Source organism: Burkholderiales bacterium (genome assembly GCA_035543335.1).
Lineage (GTDB): Bacteria > Pseudomonadota > Gammaproteobacteria > Burkholderiales > JAHFRG01 > JAHFRG01.
Genome location: DASZZH010000008.1, coordinates 44,790 through 63,107 on the forward strand (window position 1 = coordinate 44,790; position 18,318 = coordinate 63,107).

20 protein-coding genes and 2 pseudogenes are annotated in these 18,318 nt (G+C 57.8%); 11 read left to right on the forward strand and 11 right to left on the reverse strand.

The features are described 5' to 3' along the window. Positions 1–17 precede the first annotated feature (17 nt). Positions 18–349, reverse strand: a pseudogene (locus VHE58_02005) (YbjQ family protein). 164 nt (positions 350–513) lie between these two features. Here VHE58_02005 and rpsF point away from each other — a divergent pair. The 5 genes from rpsF (at position 514) to dnaB (ending at position 3,595) form a co-directional block, all read left to right on the forward strand. Next, entirely contained in the window at positions 514–900 is a 387-nt protein-coding gene (rpsF, locus tag VHE58_02010; GenBank protein HVS26067.1) for a 30S ribosomal protein S6, read from the forward strand. Next, on the forward strand, positions 901–1,197 hold the full coding sequence (gene priB / locus VHE58_02015) for a primosomal replication protein N (GenBank protein ID HVS26068.1): 297 nt from the start codon (positions 901–903) through the stop codon (positions 1,195–1,197). It begins immediately after the preceding gene. Between the two features lie 11 nt (positions 1,198–1,208). Beyond that, positions 1,209–1,496 carry a 30S ribosomal protein S18 gene (gene rpsR / locus VHE58_02020; GenBank protein ID HVS26069.1) on the forward strand — a complete coding sequence of 96 codons (288 nt, stop codon included), beginning with the start codon at positions 1,209–1,211 and terminating at the stop codon, positions 1,494–1,496. Positions 1,497–1,506: 10 nt separating this feature from the next. After that, positions 1,507–1,959, forward strand: coding sequence for a 50S ribosomal protein L9 (rplI, locus tag VHE58_02025; GenBank protein HVS26070.1), 453 nt, complete (start codon positions 1,507–1,509; stop codon positions 1,957–1,959). A gap of 241 nt (positions 1,960–2,200) precedes the next feature. Beyond that, the gene (gene dnaB, locus VHE58_02030) at positions 2,201–3,595 is read left to right on the forward strand and encodes a replicative DNA helicase (protein ID HVS26071.1); all 1,395 of its coding nucleotides are present in this window, start codon (positions 2,201–2,203) and stop codon (positions 3,593–3,595) included. Here dnaB and VHE58_02035 read toward each other — a convergent pair. From VHE58_02035 to mnmH, 5 genes and pseudogenes are all read right to left on the reverse strand, one after another. Further along, positions 3,592–5,289: a hypothetical protein gene (locus tag VHE58_02035; protein ID HVS26072.1), complete on the reverse strand. Its 1,698-nt coding sequence runs from the start codon at positions 5,287–5,289 to the stop codon at positions 3,592–3,594. The genes dnaB and VHE58_02035 overlap by 4 nt on opposite strands. Beyond that, positions 5,286–6,710 (reverse strand): PhoH family protein, encoded by a 1,425-nt coding sequence (locus VHE58_02040; protein ID HVS26073.1) that lies wholly within the window; start codon positions 6,708–6,710, stop codon positions 5,286–5,288. Before VHE58_02040 ends, VHE58_02035 begins: the two co-directional genes overlap by 4 nt. A gap of 86 nt (positions 6,711–6,796) precedes the next feature. Then, positions 6,797–6,955, reverse strand: a pseudogene (locus VHE58_02045) (redoxin domain-containing protein). 37 nt (positions 6,956–6,992) lie between these two features. Beyond that, complete coding sequence (locus tag VHE58_02050; protein ID HVS26074.1) at positions 6,993–7,796, reverse strand: polysaccharide deacetylase family protein; 804 nt, start codon at positions 7,794–7,796, stop codon at positions 6,993–6,995. After that, on the reverse strand, positions 7,793–8,866 hold the full coding sequence (gene mnmH / locus VHE58_02055) for a tRNA 2-selenouridine(34) synthase MnmH (protein ID HVS26075.1): 1,074 nt from the start codon (positions 8,864–8,866) through the stop codon (positions 7,793–7,795). Before mnmH ends, VHE58_02050 begins: the two co-directional genes overlap by 4 nt. A 5-nt stretch (positions 8,867–8,871) precedes the next feature. On the opposite strand from mnmH, the gene selD reads away from it, so the two are divergent. Beyond that, positions 8,872–9,930: a selenide, water dikinase SelD gene (gene selD / locus VHE58_02060; protein ID HVS26076.1), complete on the forward strand. Its 1,059-nt coding sequence runs from the start codon at positions 8,872–8,874 to the stop codon at positions 9,928–9,930. 11 nt (positions 9,931–9,941) lie between these two features. On the opposite strand, the gene VHE58_02065 is transcribed toward selD, so the two are convergent. Continuing rightward, positions 9,942–10,121, reverse strand: a complete 180-nt coding sequence (locus VHE58_02065) for a hypothetical protein (protein HVS26077.1) — start codon at positions 10,119–10,121, stop codon at positions 9,942–9,944. Positions 10,122–10,193: 72 nt separating this feature from the next. Continuing rightward, positions 10,194–10,811, reverse strand: coding sequence for an arylesterase (locus VHE58_02070; GenBank protein ID HVS26078.1), 618 nt, complete (start codon positions 10,809–10,811; stop codon positions 10,194–10,196). Here VHE58_02070 and VHE58_02075 point away from each other — a divergent pair. From VHE58_02075 to VHE58_02095, 5 genes are all read left to right on the forward strand, one after another. Beyond that, positions 10,810–11,478 carry an ABC transporter ATP-binding protein gene (locus VHE58_02075; GenBank protein ID HVS26079.1) on the forward strand — a complete coding sequence of 223 codons (669 nt, stop codon included), beginning with the start codon at positions 10,810–10,812 and terminating at the stop codon, positions 11,476–11,478. The genes VHE58_02070 and VHE58_02075 overlap by 2 nt on opposite strands. Further along, positions 11,475–13,967: an FtsX-like permease family protein gene (locus VHE58_02080; protein ID HVS26080.1), complete on the forward strand. Its 2,493-nt coding sequence runs from the start codon at positions 11,475–11,477 to the stop codon at positions 13,965–13,967. Before VHE58_02075 ends, VHE58_02080 begins: the two co-directional genes overlap by 4 nt. A gap of 62 nt (positions 13,968–14,029) precedes the next feature. Then, on the forward strand, positions 14,030–15,163 hold the full coding sequence (locus VHE58_02085) for a DNA recombination protein RmuC (protein ID HVS26081.1): 1,134 nt from the start codon (positions 14,030–14,032) through the stop codon (positions 15,161–15,163). An 8-nt stretch (positions 15,164–15,171) separates the two neighbouring features. Next, positions 15,172–15,936 (forward strand): M90 family metallopeptidase, encoded by a 765-nt coding sequence (locus tag VHE58_02090; protein HVS26082.1) that lies wholly within the window; start codon positions 15,172–15,174, stop codon positions 15,934–15,936. 89 nt (positions 15,937–16,025) lie between these two features. Beyond that, on the forward strand, positions 16,026–16,493 hold the full coding sequence (locus tag VHE58_02095; protein HVS26083.1) for a DoxX family protein: 468 nt from the start codon (positions 16,026–16,028) through the stop codon (positions 16,491–16,493). Between the two features lie 102 nt (positions 16,494–16,595). Here VHE58_02095 and mobA read toward each other — a convergent pair whose 3' ends face one another. The 3 genes from mobA to VHE58_02110 all read right to left on the reverse strand — a co-directional run. Then, positions 16,596–17,201 carry a molybdenum cofactor guanylyltransferase MobA gene (gene mobA / locus VHE58_02100; GenBank protein HVS26084.1) on the reverse strand — a complete coding sequence of 202 codons (606 nt, stop codon included), beginning with the start codon at positions 17,199–17,201 and terminating at the stop codon, positions 16,596–16,598. Positions 17,202–17,204: 3 nt separating this feature from the next. Then, positions 17,205–18,035: a formate dehydrogenase accessory sulfurtransferase FdhD gene (locus tag VHE58_02105; GenBank protein ID HVS26085.1), complete on the reverse strand. Its 831-nt coding sequence runs from the start codon at positions 18,033–18,035 to the stop codon at positions 17,205–17,207. A gap of 3 nt (positions 18,036–18,038) precedes the next feature. After that, a partial coding sequence (locus VHE58_02110; protein ID HVS26086.1) for a hypothetical protein occupies positions 18,039–18,318 on the reverse strand: 280 nt, incomplete at its 5' end.

Consider the following 18,318-nt stretch of genomic DNA (forward strand, 5'->3'; position numbering starts at 1 on the left):
GAAATGTTGGATGGGTGTTATCTATTGGCTACAACAACAACTGCGGTGCCGTAGCACAAGACTTCCGTCAGGCCCGCCATTAACTCGGTCGCGTCATACCGTACGGCAATGATTGCGTTCGCTCCAAGTTCGTCGGCGTGGCGCGCATTAATTCAAAGGTCTCCGATCGCGCCTGTTCACATAGGTTGGTATAGATGGAAATATTGCCGCCAAAAAGGGACTGTAACCCGCCAAAAATATTACCAACAATTGAGCGAGAGCGAACAGTTATTCCGCGAACTACACCAAGATTTTTAGTAATGGTATAGCCAGGAAGCTCAAGAGCCGTAGTAATCATTAAGTGCTGCATTTTTTCCTTCCCGTGAATCTAAGGGGTCAGAATCAAATTATCTTAATTGTGCTGGATAATATACCAGTTGCCCGCGCTGCTCGGAAACCTTATAATTGCCGCCTTTCAATCCTTGCCTTACCGTCTCGTATAACGGGAGGCCGTAGCCCATAAGGAGTTTTAAATTGCGACATTACGAAATTGTTTTCATCGTCCATCCTGACCAGAGCGAGCAGGTGCCCGGCATGATCGAGCGCTATCGCGGCCTGGTCACCTCCAAGGGCGGCAGGGTGCATCGCCTCGAAGACTGGGGCCGCCGCCAGCTCGCTTATTCCATTGCCAAAGTCCACAAAGCGCACTACGTGCTGATGAACGTCGAGTGTGACCAGCCGACGCTGGATGAGCTTGAGCATGCGTTTAAATTCAACGATGCGGTGCTGCGCCACCTGATGGTGAATATGAAGGAGGCGGTGAGCAGTCCTTCGCCGATGATGCGCGAGGAAAAGAGCAAGTCGGTGATGCAAGCGCCGGCGGAAGAGAAGGCGCCCGCCGCCGAGGAATCCGTAGCGTAAGTGGAAAGCAATAGCGTCGCTTTGAGCGGCCGGATTGCCGAAATCAAGCCGCTGCGTTACACCCCCGCGGGGATCGCGGTGCTGGAATTCCGGGTGAGCCACACCTCCTGGCAAATCCATGGCGGAATGAAGCGCCAGGCGGAATGCGAAATTCAGGCGCTGGCGCTGGATGAAGCCGCGAAAAGCACGGCCAGGCTGAATGTGGGCGCGTCAGTGAAGCTAACCGGTTTTCTAGCGCGCCGAAGCAAGAACAGTACGCAACTCGTGCTGCATGTGAATAACGTTGAATTGGAATAGAAAGGTTTGCCATGCCACGTCCGAAATTTAAACGCAAGGACAAAAAAGACCGCAAAGACCGCAAGGATGGGGGCAACCGTCCTTTGTTCAGGCGCAAGAAGTTCTGCCGCTTTACCGCGGAGGGCATCAAGGAAGTGGATTACAAGGATGCCGAGCTCTTGAAGGATTTCATCAACGAGAGCGGCAAGATCATTCCGGCGCGCATCACCGGCACCAAGTCGCGCTACCAGCGACAATTGAGCACGGCTATCAAGCGCGCGCGCTTTCTCGCGCTCTTGCCGTACACCGAACTGCATTAAGGAGCGAGCCATGCAAGTTATTCTGCTGGAAAAAATCGCGAATCTCGGCAAGCTCGGCGATGTGGTCAAGGTGAAACAGGGTTTCGCGCGGAATTTTCTGATTCCCCAGGGCAAGGCCAAGCGCGCCACGCCCGAGAACATCAAGGAATTCGAAACGCGTCGCGCCGATCTGGAAAAAGTGGAAAACGAAACTCTCGCCAAGGAGCAGGAACAGGCGGCGAAGCTGGAAGGCCTGATGGTGCAGATCGCCCAGAAGGCCGGGGTGGACGGCAAGCTTTTTGGCTCGGTGACCAATGTGGACATCGCCGAGGCGTTGCAGAAGCAGGGCTTTCCCATTCAGAAAGCGCAGATTCGTATGCCGCACGGCCCGCTCAAGCAGGTCGGCGACTACGCAATTACGGTGGGGCTGCACACCGACGTAACAGCCAATATCACTGTTTCGGTGCTGGGCGAGAGCGCATAGCGAGATTGCTTCGCGGAGTTTACCCTGAGCAAAGCCGCGGGCTCGCCATGACTTCCGCGAGACGGTGTTAAAAAGGGCTGGCGACAGCTCTTTTTTATTCTCCTCGCCATCCATTGTACGAGTGGTAAAATGCCCTCACATCCCGGTTCGCCAACAACCCCTTCGCAGCGCATGCTTTATATAAATAATATAATTATAAAACAATATATTATATAACTTACCTCAACATAAACATTAAGTCATGATCCAGGTCGTTTCCCAGGCAGTGCACGATGAGCAAGTGGATGTCATCAAGCTGCCGCCGCATTCGATTGATGCGGAACAATCGGTGCTGGGCGGACTACTCCTGGATAACGAGGCGCTGGACAAGGTGGCGGATCTCATCGTCGAGGCCGATTTTTACCGCCATGACCACCGGCTGATTTACCGGCACATTTCCAAACTGATTCAGAACAACAAACCGGCCGACGCGCTGACCGTTGCCGATTCGCTGGAAAACAGCGCGGAGCTTGCCGACGCCGGCGGGCACGAGTACGTCGAAGCGCTGGCGCAGAATACGCCCTCCGCCGCCAACATCCGCCGCTACGCCGAAATCGTGCGCGACCGGGCTATCTTGCGTAAGCTCGCTGCCGTAGGCACCGAGATTACTGAGAGCGCCTACAATCCTTTAGGGCGCGAAGCCACCGATTTGCTCAACGAATCGGAAGCGAAAGTGTTCCAGATTGCGGAAGCGGGCGCGCGCGGGCAGATTGGTTTTGCCGAAATCCAGCCGCTCCTCACCCAAGTGGTGGAACGGATTGACACGCTCTACAACCGTAACGATCCCAGCGGTATCACCGGCATTCCGACCGGCTTTGCCGACCTCGACGAGAAGACTTCCGGCTTGCAGCCGGGTGATCTCATCGTCATTGCCGGGCGCCCAAGCATGGGCAAGACCTCACTCGCGCTTAACATCACCGAGCATGTCGGAGTTGATCTGCGCCTGCCGGTCGCGGTGTTCAGCATGGAAATGTCGGGCGCGCAAGTGGTGATGCGCATGATGGGTTCAGTCGGTCGTCTCGACCAGCACAAGGTACGCACCGGAAAACTGCAGGACGAGGACTGGCAGAAGCTCACCCACGCCGTGGGCAAGCTCAATGAAGCTGCGATATTTATAGACGAGAGCGGTGCGCTTACCGCCCCGCAGGTGCAGGCGCGGGCGCGCCGGCTGCGCCGCCAGTGCGGCGGACTTGGACTCATCGTGGTTGATTACCTGCAGCTCATGTCGGCGAGCGGCGAAGGGGAAAACCGCGCCACTGAAATTTCGCAGATTTCACGTTCACTGAAAGCACTGGCGAAAGAATTGAACGTGCCAGTGGTCGCGCTTTCGCAGCTTAACCGTGGGCTGGAGCTGCGGCCGAACAAGCGCCCCATCATGTCGGACCTGCGCGAATCCGGCGCGATTGAGCAGGATGCCGACCTGATACTCTTTATTTACCGCGATGAAGTCTACAATCCGGAAACAACCAAAGAGAAAGGGATGGCGGAAATTATCATCGGCAAGCAACGCAATGGTCCAATTGGCACCGTGCCGTTGACTTTCCTGCCCGAATACACGCGCTTCGAGAATTACGCGTCCACCGGTTCCAGTTACTAGGACGCAGATTCATTCTTGCGCGTGATGGCGGTGACGGCCTGCGCTGACACCTCATCGCGAAAAATCGACTTGAACTCCCTTTCGGCCTTGTCGAATTCGCTGCTCATTCCCTCGACGTGCAAAAGCATGAGCAGCCTGAGCCACGAATGCCGGTCGTTCTTGTACTTGTTGATCTGATCGAGCAGCAGGCTGATAGCGCTTTTAGGCCGGCCCAGCGCGACCAGGCGGTCCACATCGTCCACCAGCGACTTGGTCGGGTCAAACAGTAATTCCACGTCCACCTGCTCGTCGGCCACGCCGGCTTGTCCACCCGCACTTTCCAGCAGCAAGTCCATATTCGGCCGGTGCTGAGAGGACTCTTCCAACACGTAATGATCGGCGGAAGGAGGCGCGGAGTGGGGCATGTCTTCCTCGATTCCTGCATCCAATTTCTCGGTGGAGGCGGACGTGATGGACCTGGATTTTTTGCGGTAATAATGCACTGCACCCAGGCCCATCAGCAGCGCGCCGAACCCCACCGCTCCAGCAGCAAGCCAGGGCATTATGTCGTATGCATTATTGCTACGCGCTTCAGCTTTCTGAGCCGGCGCCGGCGTGGTATTGACTGCGACGGTAGTTTTCTCCATCTGCGCAAGCGCCTGCTTCACTTGGCCGGCTTGCGAGGACGCCGTCGCCAGTCTTAATCGCATTTCTTCCAGCCCTGAGTCGAGGCGTGCGAGCCTTTGTCCCAGCTCGGTTACTTTGGCGATGTAAGAATTTTGTATTTCGGGAGCGGAACGAGTGAGCGGGTGGGGTTTTTCAGAAAAGCCGGAGAAGGGAAACGAAGCGAGCTGCCAGGAGATTTTGAGGAAGTATTGCGAGCCGCAAGCCAACGGTGGGGGTTTGCCTGCTGCATTTTTACCGGGACCGGGCGGCTCGTTTTGGGAAGCCGGAGGCGGCTTGGACTTGCGCAGTGATTTGCTTTTCTCGGCGCCACCCCCCTCCCCCGGGACTTTCACCGCGGGCACGCTGCGCAAATCGGGAATAATGATAACGGTGCCGATGGAGAGCTCCTGCAATTGGCCGTCGGGAAACGCCTGGGGGTTGGCGAGTATGATCGCGCGCACCATTTTTTTCTGGTAAAGCGGTTCCTTGGGGTAAATCTTTTGCGCAATGGATGCCGGCGTCTCGCCGGACCGGATGTCCCAGTAAAATCCGCCGCTTTCAGGCAGCGGGCCGGGCAGGCGAGCTTCCCCGAGTGCGGTTGGCGGGGGCGCAGGCTGCGGTTGCTCGGGGAGGGCCAGAACGTTGCCGATGCGCGTGCCGAGCAGCACGGAGAAGTCGCGCGAAATTTGCAGTTGACCCGGGCATTGGATTTTCAAGAGCAGGTTAAAACCGTCGCCGCCGATGGGCTGGGTGGTGGTGATGCCGACGGTCTGCCTGCCGTCGCGCGCGTTGAGCGAGACGCTGGCGTCGATCAAATAGGAAAGGTTGTTGCCGGCCTCGGTGTCGGGTTTACCGAGCGACAGGCATTGCAGGGTAATGGTTTCGCCAGCGTCGGTCTGCAGTTCGATATAGGCTTCAAGGGTTTCGTCGCGGAAAGACTGCACCGAGATATTGCCGATGGTGACGACTGCATAGGCACTCGCCGCCGCGAGCAACAAAACCGCGCCGCAGAGTGCAAGGTGCAACTTCATGGCAAAATTTTTCATCATAATATCCCCGCTGCGTAATCGGCCAATCGCGAGCGCTCTCCGCGCTGCAGCGTGACGTGCCCGCTGTGCGACCAGCCCTTGAAACGGTCAACTACATAAGTCAAACCCGAGCTGCCTTCGGTCAGGTAGGGCGTGTCGATTTGCGCGATGTTGCCGAGGCACACCACCTTGGTTCCGGGTCCGGCGCGGGTAATCAGCGTTTTCATCTGTTTCGGTGTCAGGTTCTGCGCTTCGTCGATAATCAAAAATTTGTTGATGAAGGTGCGGCCGCGCATGAAATTAAGTGATTTTACCTTGATGCGCGAGCGAATCAAGTCCCGCGTGGCCGCCCGTCCCCATTCCCCCGCCTCGTCGTCGGTCTTGTTGAGCACGTCCAGATTGTCCTCCAGTGCTCCCATCCACGGCGTCATTTTCTCCTCTTCGGTGCCGGGGAGAAAGCCAATATCCTCGCCCACCGGCACGGTGACCCGGGTCATGATGATCTCAGTATAAACCTTATGCTCCAGGGCTTGCATCAAGCCGGCGGCCAAAGTGAGCAGCGTTTTACCGGTGCCGGCCTGGCCCAGCAGGGTGATAAAATCGATGTCGGGGTTCATTAACAGGTTCAGCGCGAAGTTCTGCTCGCGGTTGCGCGCGGTGATGCCCCAGACATTGTTTTTCTGGTGCGCATAGTCTTTCAGCGTTTCCAGAGTCGCAGTCTTTCCGCTTTGCTCCTTGACCCGCGCATAAAGCGGCTTGTCGATTTCACGGTATACAAATTCATTGACCAGAAGGTCCGGGCACAGCGGCCCGCGCACGCGGTAGAAGGTGTGGCCGGCCTGCTGCCAGGATTCCATTTCGCGTCCGTGCTTGTCCCAGAAATCCTCCGGCAATTCCTGGAAGCCGGTGTAAAGGAGGTCGGTGTCTTCGAGAACCTTGTCGTTGAAATAATCCTCGGCGGCAAAACCCAGCGCCCGCGCCTTGATCCGCATGTTGATGTCTTTGCTGACCAGAATCACCTGGCGGCCGGAATGGGTTTCATGCAGATGCTTCACTACGCCGATGACCTGGTTGTCGCTGTTGCCGCGGGGCAGATGCGCAGGCAAGTCACCGTTGATGGCCTTGGTTTGCAGGAACAGGCGGCCCGTCGCGTCCTTGCCGCCGTGCGTTTCGAGTGAAATGCCCTCGTCCATGTTGATGGAGGCGTCGCTCACGATTTCATCGAGGAAGCGGCTCGCCTGGCGTGCGTTGCGCGAAACCTCGGACATGCCCTTCTTGTTATTGTCGAGCTCCTCGAGGGTAGCCATGGGGAGGTAAATATCGTGTTCCTGGAAGCGGAACAGACTGGTCGGATCGTGCATCAGGACGTTGGTATCGAGCACGAACAGCTTGGTTTTGGCGTGCAGGCGGGTGACAACAGAAGCGGCTTTTCTCTGGATCATGTAGTTTTTTCCGTTAGATGATTATTTCAGGGTTTGCACATACTTCAAGACTTCCTGCGCATGGAACAGCTTGCAGGCTTTCCATGATAAAGATCGCGGAACTGCGGGCTTTCGCTGGTGCAGCCTGGCGTATTGTCCTTGGGATCAAAATAGATGACGAGAAGCTTGCCCTTGAGAGCGGAGAGGCGAAAAAACTTATTCCCGGTTGCAGGGAGCTCAAAATCAGGGAAGGGTTGATTGAGCATTAACGTTTTGCAGTTTATAACACGATTGCCGAAAAACTCAAGCGGCAAGAAATTCCTTGGCTTGCAGCATGAGCGGTTCGCGCAAACCGTGCAAGGTGCCGAGGGCCACTTCGTGCCGCGGCAGGCTCTTGGTTTCCAGCGTTTCAAACAGCGTACGCGTTGAGGTGAGCTCGTAGCCTTGAGCGCGCCAACTTTCGATGAGGCGCTCGAACAGCGGTGCGAGTTTTCTGCCTTCGCGTTCGGCGCGCAAGGTGTAAAGATGGCCGGTGGCAGGTGGATTCTCGCTGAGCTTCAGGAGATGTTCGGCCGCGCCTTCCATGCTTGCGCTGGCAATCGCTTCATCGAGTGTTGGCAGGGTGGTGGGAAGCTGCGGACAGGCGATGATTTCACCGCGGTAAATGGGGACGAAAGGGCAGGTGCCGCGGGTGTCGCTCCCGTAATCAAAGCCCAGGCGCTGGGTGAGCCGGAAAGCATACAGGCTCATCTGCCAGCCCGGTGCACCGTGGATGCGGGGGGCGTCCTTGAAAATCTCGTCGAAACGCTCGCAGGCAAGTTGCATTTGATTCAATGTCCATGCCGCATCGGCCCGGGCGGCTTTGCTTTTCCATAGCTTGCTGTTGTAGGCATGAATGCCTACTTCAAAGCCGGCGGCGCGCGTCCGGCGCAGCGTCTCGGCGTATCGCCTGCCGACTTCCGCGCCTGGAAAGAGGCTGCGGTCGGGGCCCAGGTTGAAGAAAAAGCTGGCCTGCGCGTTGTGCTTTTGCAGCAGCTCCATAAGGCGCGGCACGCCGGTGCGGGTGCCGCGCATGGTTCTCACGTCCACCTTGAGCGCGAGTTTCATTTTGTTTTCGGATTTTCTCCGGACAGGAGGGTTTGTGCAAGCAGACGCATTTCCGCGTCATCCGGGCCATTCACGCGCACCGCCAACGCGTCCTGGTAAAGCGCGTAATGCTTGACCGTGGATTTGCCATAAGCGGGGTCGTAGTGCTGCTCGAGCAATTCCAGCACCAGTTCGTCCCATTGGCGGTTGGCGGAGTATCCTTTCCAGCGCCGGATCACTTCATGGCCATAGCGCGCGGTGAGGAATCCCAGCTTCTGGTGGAGCACGGCGGGGTCTTCCAGAAAGTGCTGATACTCTTTTTTCAATAAAGTTGCGCGCAACGCGGCATCGGCCTCGAGCCGGATGCAGGGGCTGTTCCACATGGCTTCAAGCAGCCGGTCCGGCACGCGCACGTTGCCGATTTTCTTGCTCTCCGCCTCGACGTACACCGGGCGTTTTGGGTCGAAGCGCTGCAGTTGCCGCCAGATCAGGCTTTCGAACATTTTTTGCGTGGGCTGCGGAGCATCGGGCAGTGCGCCCAGCACCGAGCCGCGATGCGCGGCGAGTTTTTCCAAATCCAGAACTGGTGCGCCGAGTTCCTCTAGCGCCTGTAACAAGCGGCTTTTGCCGGAGCCGGTCGGGCCGCAGATGACGCGAAAGCCGAAACGTTGGGGCAGTTCTTCCAGCCCGGCAATCACTGCTGTCCGATAGGATTTGTAGCCGCCTTCCAGCCGCGCGGCATTCCAGCCGATTTGCTTGAGCACATGCAGCATGGCTTCGCTGCGCTTGCCACCGCGCCAGCAGTAAACCAGCGGCCGCCAGCCTTGGTCCTTGCCGAGGAACAGCGTTTCAATATGGCGGGCGATGTTGCGTGCAATCAGCACGGCGCCGGTTTTTTTCGCTTGAAAGCTGGATACCTGCTTGTAAAGGGAGCCGATGCGCGCTCTTTCCCCGTCGTCGAGCACCGGGCAATTGATGGCGCCAGGAATGTGGTCTTCGTTGAACTCTTGGGGCGAGCGCACGTCTATCAATTCGTCAAAGTCGCGCAACTGTGCTACGTTAACCACGTCACGAGGCGGGTAAGGATGCATTTTCAATGAATCAGATAATTGACTTGGGTCGAATAAAATTGACTCAATTCTCTCACGGCGGCGGCTGTGGATGCAAAATCGCGCCGGCGGTGTTGAGCGAAATCCTGTCGCAGTCGGCAATCGGCAAGACCTGGCCGAATTTGCTGGTCGGCACCGAATCGAGCGACGACGCGGCCATTTATCGGCTGAATGAGAAGCAGGCGCTGATCGCCACCACCGATTTCTTCATGCCCATCGTCGATGACCCCTACGACTTTGGCCGCATCGCCGCGGCCAATGCGCTGTCGGACATTTATGCGATGGGAGGCCGGCCGATCCTGGCGCTCGCCATCGTCGGCATGCCGATAGACAAGCTCCCGGTGGCCGTCATTCAGCGCATTCTCGCCGGCGGCGAAGCGGTGTGCACCCAAGCCGGCATTCCCATCGCCGGAGGGCATTCGATCGATTCGCCCGAACCGATTTACGGGCTGGTCGGTTTGGGTCTGGTGACTCCCGATAAACTGAAGCGCAACGACACTGCGCGGGCGGGCGGCGCCTTGATACTCGGCAAGGCGCTGGGCATCGGCATCCTCAGCGCCGCGCTGAAAAAAGGGAAACTTTCCGTGGAGGGTTACCGGCAAATGCTGGAGAGCACGATCCAGCTCAATACCGCAGGTGCGGGGCTGGCGGAGATGCCGGGAGTACACGCGCTCACCGATGTCTCTGGTTTTGGTTTGCTCGGGCATTTGCTGGAAATGTGCCGCGGCGCCGGGCTTGGCGCCGAAATTGATTTTGCTCGGTTGCCGGTATTGCCGGAGGCATTGGAACTCGCCAAACAGGGTTTCGGTCCGGGCGCGATTGGCCGCAATTGGGCCGGGTATGGAAAAGAAGTGATTTTGCCTGAAGCGATGCCGAAATGGCAGAAGAACCTGCTATGCGATCCGCAAACCAGCGGCGGCCTGCTTGTCGCTTGCAGCGAGGAAGCTGTGGAGAAGGTGCTGGAGCTGTTCCACAAACAGGGGTTTCGGTATGCCGCCAAAATCGGCCGCATGACCCAGGGTGCGGCCAAAGTCACGGTGCGCTGAGGCGCGCCGGCTTATTTCTCCTTGCTAGAAGGGCTTGCGCCTTCAGGCCCTCTGCGCGAAGACCCCTTGCGCTGCTCCACTGCCACGGGTTTATTCTGCTTGCGCCGGCTTGCCAGCCTTCTTTCCAGAGGAATAAACTCGACTTCGTAGATCGGCAGTTTGGATTTGTTCTCTCCCATGTGTTTTTTCATTCGCCGTGATTAAGCCTGCGATAGGGTTTGGGTTGTCTGCGGAGATAAATATAGCATATTTTGTCCGGTCTTTCAGTGCAGCAGCGGGCGCAGATGTTTCCACACCTTGTCGAGGATGAGCGGTTGCGCGGCGGCCGCCGGATGGATGCCGTCAGGCTGGAACAGGGCGGGATTATCGGAAAAACCTTCCAGCATGAACGGCATCAGCGCCACCCGCTGGTGTTTGGCGAGCTCGGGATAAATGCTCTGAAACTTTTGGGTGTAAGCGGGTCCGTAATTCGGCGGCAGGCGCATGCCGATGAGCAGCACCTCGGCGCGGCGCTGCTTGCAGGCTTTGATGATGGCTTCCAGATTATCGCGCGCGGTTTCGATGCGCTGTCCGCGCAATCCGTCGTTGCCGCCCAATTCAAGTATGACGATGGACGGCTGATGGGTTTTCAGGCTGTTCTCGATGCGGCTTAAACCGCCGCGCGTGGTTTCGCCGGTGATGCTGGCATTAATGACCTGGTATTCCGGATGCTCTTGTTGCAAGCGTTGTTTAAGCAGGCTCACCCAGCCGGCGTCTTGCGACAGGCCATAACCCGAAGACAGGCTGTCGCCAAATACCATGAGGGTTGCGCCAGCGGCGTGAAGCGGCAACCCTAGCCAGAAAACAGCAAAGACGCGGGTGACGATGACGGAAAAACGCATGGAACCGATTGTGCAGGCAATCGCACTTACCAAGCAAGTGCGCAACGGCGCAGCCGATTTGACCATACTGGATAAAGTGAGTTTCCGCATCGCAGCGGGCGAAGCGGTGGCGATACTCGGCGCTTCGGGCTCGGGGAAATCCACTTTACTGGGATTGCTCGCGGGGCTGGATACGCCGAGTTCCGGCACCGTGAAGTTGAACGGCGTGGATTTATTTGCGCTCGATGAAGACGGGCGCGCCGCCATGCGCGCCGGATTCGTCGGCTTCGTGTTTCAGTCTTTTCAGTTGTTGCCGGCGCTTACCGCGCTGGAGAACGTGATGTTGCCGCTGGAGTTGGCGGAGATGAAAGATGCGCGCGCGCAGGCGTTGCGCTTGCTCGACCGCGTGGGGCTGGGGCAGCGGCCGCACCATTATCCCAGGCAGCTTTCCGGCGGCGAACAGCAGCGCGTGGCGCTGGCCCGCGCTTTTACCGGCAGGCCCAAATTGCTGTTGGCGGACGAGCCGACGGGCAATCTCGACAGCGTGACCGGCGAGCAAATCATCGAGCTCCTGTTTGAATTGAACCGAGAGCAGGACGCGACCCTGCTGCTGGTCACTCACGATGAAGCCTTGTCGAAACGCTGCGGCCGCTTGCTGCATCTCGCGGCGGGGCGGCTTGCGCCATGAATTTGCTCACGCTCTCGCTGCGCATGCTGGCGCGCGACTGGCGCTCGGGCGAGTTGCGCGTGCTGGCCGCGGCCATGGTGATTGCGGTGGGCAGTGTGACCGCTGTCGCTTTTTTCATTGACCGTGTGGGTCAGGCGCTGGATCAGGAAGCCAACCAGCTGCTTGGCGCGGATTTGGTGCTCGCTTCCGATCGCAGCTGGCGCGAGGAATTCGCCGACGAAGCGCGCCGCCGCGGCCTGCAAGTCACGCGCGTGCTTAAGTTTCCCAGCATGGTGCAAAACGCGGAGAGCGGGCAGCTTACCGAAATCAAGGCGGTCGCGGAAGGCTATCCCTTGCGCGGCGAATTGCGCATCGCCACCGAAACCGATAAACCCGGCAGCACGGTTAACGCTGCTCCAAAACCAGAGACGGTCTGGGCCGACCAGCGTCTGTTGGTTCGCCTCGGCCTCAAGCTGGGGGATAGCGTGGAGCTCGGCGCCGCGCGATTTAAGGTGGCGGCTGTGGTGACCGAAGAGCCGGATTATGCGGTGGGCTTTTTCAACATCGCCCCGCGGCTCATCATGAATCAGGATGATGTATCCGCCACCGGCCTCGTCCAGACCGGCAGCCGTGTCAATTATTATTGGCTTTTTGCTGGCGAGCCGGAGCGGATTTCCGCTTTTCGCCAATGGTCGGAACCGCGGCTGGCATCGGGCGAGCGCCTGCAGGATGTGAAGGATGCGCGCCCGGAAATCCGCGCCGCGCTGGAACGCGCGCAAAAATATCTCGGGCTGGCGGCGCTGATGAGCGTGGTGCTGGCGGCGGCGGCGATCGCGCTTGCTGCGCGCCGCTTTGTCGAGCGCCATCTCGACGGCTGCGCCATGCTGCGCTGCCTGGGTTCCAGTCAAGGTTCGATGCTGCGGCTTTATTTTTATCATTTTCTGGTGTTGGGGCTGGCGGCGAGCCTGGCAGGTTGCCTGCTTGGATTGATTGCACAACAACTGCTCGCCCATTGGTTGGGCGTTTTGGTTGCAAAGAACCTGCCTCCGCCCGGCCCGCTGCCGTTGCTGCAAGGTTTGGTCAGTGGCTTGGTTCTGTTGCTGGGTTTCGCATTGCCGCCGCTCATACGCTTAAGCCAGGTGCCTGCCTTGCGCGTAATGCGGCGCGAACTGGACCTGTCTAAAGGCTCAGGCGGCGCCGGTCATGTATTGGGCTTGATGTTGATTGCCGGCTTGCTGTTGTGGCAGTCGAATGAGCTGAAACTGGGCTTGTATGTGCTGGGAGGCTTGGTGTTGGGTGCCGTGGTTTCAGCGCTGGCGGGATTTGGATTGATCAAGGCCTTGGCATTTATTCCGCAAGGTGTGGGCGTGACCTGGCGTTATGGCTTGGCCAGCGCAAGACGCCACTCCACGGCCAGTGTTGTCCAAGTGGTTTGCTTAAGCGCGGGAATGACGGCTCTGTTGTTGTTGACGCTGGTGCGCGGCGATCTGCTGCAAAGCTGGCGGGCGAGTTTGCCCGCGGATGCGCCCAACCGCTTTTTAGTCAACATCCAACCGGATCAATTGCCATCGCTCAAGGAGTTTTTTGCTTCGCATCGTTTCGATGTGCCGCGGTTTTTTCCCATGGTGCGGGGGAGACTGACCGCCATCAACAACCAGCGCGTATCTTCTTCGGATTATCCGGATGAACGCGCCAAGCGCCTGATCGAACGCGAATTCAATCTGTCCTGGGCGGCGCGGATGCAGGAAGACAATCAAATCGTGGAGGGCGCGTGGTGGGCCGAAAAAGAGCACAGCCAATCGCAGTTCTCGGTGGAGCAGGGTTTGGCGGAAACACTGGGTATCCGTCTGGACGATACGCTGGCGTACGATATTGCCGGCGCCACCATCCGGGGCCGGGTCACCAGCTTGCGCAAAGTGGACTGGGACAGCTTCCGGGTGAATTTTTTCGTGATCGCGCCTCCCGGCGTGCTGGAGAGCTATCCCGTCAGCTATATCACCAGCTTTCATTTGCCCCCGCAGCGTGCGCCGATCATAAACGATTTGGTCAAGGCTTTCCCGAATTTTCTGGTTATTGACGTCGAAGCGATTCTGGCACAGGTGCAGAAAATCATGGACCAGGTGGTACAGGCGGTGGAATTCGTTTTCCTATTTGGCTTGTTCGCAGGGTTGATGGTGCTCTATGCCGCCATTGTCGCGACCCAGGACGAGCGCTTGCTGGAAGCCGGCATGCTGCGCACTCTGGGTGCCAGCCGCGGGCAGGTTTTGCGCGCCCAGCTGGCCGAGTTCGCCGCCATCGGCGCCTTGGCGGGCTTGCTCGCGGCAGCGGCTTCCAGCGCGCTGGGTTTGGTACTCGCCGAGAAAATCTTGAATATTCCTTATGCGTTTAATCCCTGGCTGTGGCTGCTGGGTGTGGTTGGCGGCGGAGCCGGAGTGCCTTTGGCGAGCTGGCCGCAACTGCGCGCCATTTTGCTGCGGCCTCCATTGCAAACCTTGCGCGGTTTCGGTTAGTGCCAAAGCGGCGGCGAGGCCGGCGCTGATAAGCTATACTGGCGTCAACTTGCGGAGTGTTTATGAGCGAAATTCTGCTCGGCGTGGTTGCGGTATTGATCTTGGTTGTCCTCGTCTGGATGGGTGTCCGTTTCGCCGCTTTGATTCAGCTCAATAAAAACCTGTCGGCCGAAGTGGCGCAGTTGATGGAAGACAAGCACCGCTCCATGCTCAAGGATTTACATGAGGGCCTGACGCGCCAGGGCGACCGGCTCGATGAAAAGCTGGCGCAAACCTCGGAACGCCTGCGCGCCACGGTGGATGAGCGCCTGGAGCAAATCAGCGGCAAAGTCAGCGAGCGTCTCGACGAAGGTTTCAAGAAAACCAATGAAACCTTTGCCAATGTGATGGCACGGCTCGCCACCATAGATGAAGCGCAGAAGAAAATCGACGGGCTCACCAGCAATGTGGTCAGCCTGCAGGAGCTTTTGGGTGACAAGCGTTCGCGCGGCGCCTTTGGCGAAGTGCAGCTTGAAGCCTTGGTGCGCAACATCCTGCCGCCTTCCGCGTATGCGATGCAGCACACCCTTTCCAACGGCAGCCGCGTCGATTGCATCCTGCGCCTGCCCGAGCCCACCGGCCCGGTGGCGGTGGATTCCAAGTTCCCGCTTGAAAACTACCATCGCATGTTCGCCGCGGGTGTCAACGAAATCGAACGCGCCCAAGCGCAGCGGCAATTCAAGGCCGACGTGAAAAAGCACGTCGACGACATCAGCAACAAATACATCGTTCCCAATGAAACGTCCGATGGCGCGGTGATGTTTGTCCCGGCGGAAGCGGTGTTTGCCGAAATCCACGGCTATCACGCCGATATCGTCGACTACGCGATGCAAAAGCGCGTGTGGATCGTCTCACCCACGACCCTGATGGCGGTGCTCAATACCGCGCGCGCCGTGTTGAGGGACGTGGAAATGCGCAAGCACATGAATGTCATAAAGGAAGCGCTCATCAAATTGAGCATTGATTTCGAGCGCTTCGATCAGCGCATGAAAAACCTTGCCATTCACATCCGTCAGGCGCATGAGGATGCCCAGGAAGTGCATACTTCAAGCAGGAAGATCAGCGACCGTTTCAGGAGGATAGAAGGCGTGGACTTGGAGCAAAACGAACCGGCCGAACTTTTGGATGTGAAACGCAGCGGCGGGGAATCGGGCTAAAACGCGCGATGTGGGGATTCAAGACCCGGAATCGGCGCGCGAATTCCGCCGCGTGGGACGAGGCGTTGTGGCAAAGCGTGATTTCACGTTTTGCTTTCCTGAGCATGCTCAATGCCGATGAGCGCGAACGTCTGCGCGAGTTGGCGCGGCTTTTTCTTAAAACCAAGCAAATCAGCGGCGCGGCAGGGCTCGAGCTTGACCATGAAATGCGCCTGGTCATTGCTGTCCAGGCCTGCCTGCCGGTGCTTAATCTCGGCCTCGATTACTATGAAGGCTGGGTCGAAGTCATCGTTTACCCCGGTGATTTCGTGCCCGAACGCGAATATATTGATGAAAACGGCGTGGTGCATCGGACACGCGAGCCGATGCAGGGTGAAGCGTGGCTGCAAGGCCCGGTGATTTTGTCCTGGGAAGCGGCGGAATACGGCCGCGGGGAAGGCGTCAACGTGGTGATACACGAATTTGCGCACAAGCTCGACATGCTAAATGGCGAGCCCAACGGTTTTCCGCCTTTGCACCAGGAAATGAGCCGCGAGGAATGGGCTAAAGCGTTTTCGGCGGCCTACGATGATTTCTGTGCGCAAGTGGATTCGGGTGAGGATACGGCCATAGATCCCTATGCGGCGGAAAACCCCGCGGAATTCTTTGCCGTCCTGAGCGAAGTCTTTTTTGAAACCCCGACGCTGCTCAAGCGATCTTATCCGCAAGTGTACCGACAGCTTGCTGCGTTTTACCGACAGGATCCGGCGGCGCGCGCCGCCTCGACCCAATGACTCTTGAGTGGAATGTAAGCCCTGCGGTATCGAAGCGACCAATAAGCGAAATTTTTCGATTCGTGCCCTAAATCTTTAAGGAGAGTCGAATGAACCAGATCTTTGCGTTGCTCGACAAATTGCTCGGTATCGCAAACACAGTCGGCGAATTCCTGCCGCAGCTGGGGTTGCGCTTGCTGCTGGCTTATGAATTCTGGGAATCCGGAGCGGAGAAATTCAGGGGCGAGAATTGGTTTGCCGACATTCAGGACAAGTTCCCTTTTCCTTTTAACCTGGTGCCGGTGGATGTGAGTTGGCAGCTTTCCACATGGTCCGAGCTCCTCGGCTCTGTAGCCCTGATAATCGGGCTGGGCACCCGCTTTTTCAGCGTGTCGCTGGTGATACTCACGCTGGTAGCCTGGGCCAGCGTGCACGCGGGCCATGGCTATAACGTGTGCCAGAACGGCTTCAAGCTTCCGCTGATTTATCTCATCATGTTCCTGCCGCTGGTGTTCAGCGGGCCCGGGAAACTCAGCGTGGATCACTGGTTGTGGAACAAGTTTGGAAAAACTGCCTAAGCATCATAGCGTAGATTTTCTTTTCGTTAAGGTGCAGGTATTCTGCGACCTGATGCACCGTGAGATAGGTTTCATCGAACGCTGCCAGCTTTTCACTCACGCTTACACCTGATTCCGGTTGGGGGGAATAGCGCCCGCTTCAAAGCTGTGCAACTCCTGCGGGGTGTTAATGTTGCTGAAAGCTTCCGCCTGGTCGTCAAATGAAACTTCCGTGACCTTGAGCGTCGCATACCAGGCGTCAATCTTGCGACCGCCCGCATTAAGGAATGCGCTCAGATGATCACGCACATCGCGCCGGCACAGGCAGAACACCGGATGCGGTTGATCAAATGTCCTGACTACCGCGAGTTGCGCTTGCGCATTGCTCAAGCCGGAATACAAGCGTTCCACCAGGTCAAGCGGAAGGAACGGCGAATCGCAGGGGACGGTGGCGATCCATTCGTGCCGCGCTTCCATCAGCCCGCGGTGCAGCCCGGCGAGGGGGCCGGCAAAGCCGCCGATTTCATCCGGAATCACGCGGTAGCCGAATCGCGCATATTGCTTGAGATTCTGGTTGGCGTTAATCAATACTTCATTGACTTGCGGCGCGAAACGCTGCAGTACCCACTCAATAAAAAGTTTGCCTTTGAGCAGCGTTAAACCCTTGTCCACGCTTCCCATGCGCCGGCCCTGGCCGCCGGCGAGTACTACGCCGGTGATTTTTCCCATCTCTTAGGCTGGTGCGGGTTGTCTGGATTTGATGAAGCGCGATTCGCCGGTGAACAGCAAGTAATGCCTGCCGGTGGCGCGGCCGATCATGGTGAGGCCGATTTTTTTGGCGATTTCATAACCCATCTGGGTAAGCCCCGAGCGCGAAACCAGAAAGGGAATTTCCATCTGCGCGCATTTGATTACCATCTCGGAAGTGAGGCGCCCGGTGGTATAGAAAATCTTGTCTCGGCCTTCGATGCGGTCAAGCCACATCTGCCCGGCAATCGCATCCACCGCGTTGTGCCTGCCCACATCTTCGACGAATATCAGAATTTCGGTTCCCTTGCACAGCGCGCAGCCGTGAACTGCGCCCGCAGCTTTGTAGACTGTGTCATGGCGGCGCACATTGTCCATCAGCGCATAGTAGGTCTCTTCCTTGAGGCAAACATCGGCGGGCAATTTGAGTTTGTCGATTTCTTCCATCAATTCGCCAAACACCGTGCCCTGGCCACAACCGGTGGTCACCGTGCGTTTTTCCATGCGCCCGTCGAGGTCCTGAATGCCATGCCGGGTAGTCACGGCGACTGCATCTACTTCCCAGTCCACTTGCACCGATTTGATTTCCTGGATACTGTTCACCAGACGCTGATTGCGCAAGTAGCCGATGGCTAAGGCTTCAGGTCTCGCGCCCAAGGTCATGAGGGTCACGATTTCCCGCTTGTCTACATACAAAGTCAGGGGATGCTCGCCGGCGATTTGCGTTTCACCCCATTCCCCGTGCTCGTTCATCGAGCGCACGGCAAAGGTGAGCGGACGGCTGGCGTTACTGATTTTCGGGCGGTAGGGAGGCATCCCTCAGCCTCCCGTGACCGACATGAATCTTATGACTTTGGGAGTTGGAAGGAAGACATTGAAGTCGTGGCCCTTGGGCTTAATCCCCATGGAGTTTACGATGGCCTGCTTCAGCGGTTCGTCATCATGGGGGTTGGCCCTTAAGAAGGGCAATAAGGCCACCGCGTCATTTTGTCCCAGGCACGGGTATAACTCGCCGGTGCAGGTAATCCGCACGCGATTGCAGGATTCACAGAAGTTGTGCGAGTGCGGCGAGATGAAACCCACCTTGGTTTTTGCCCCG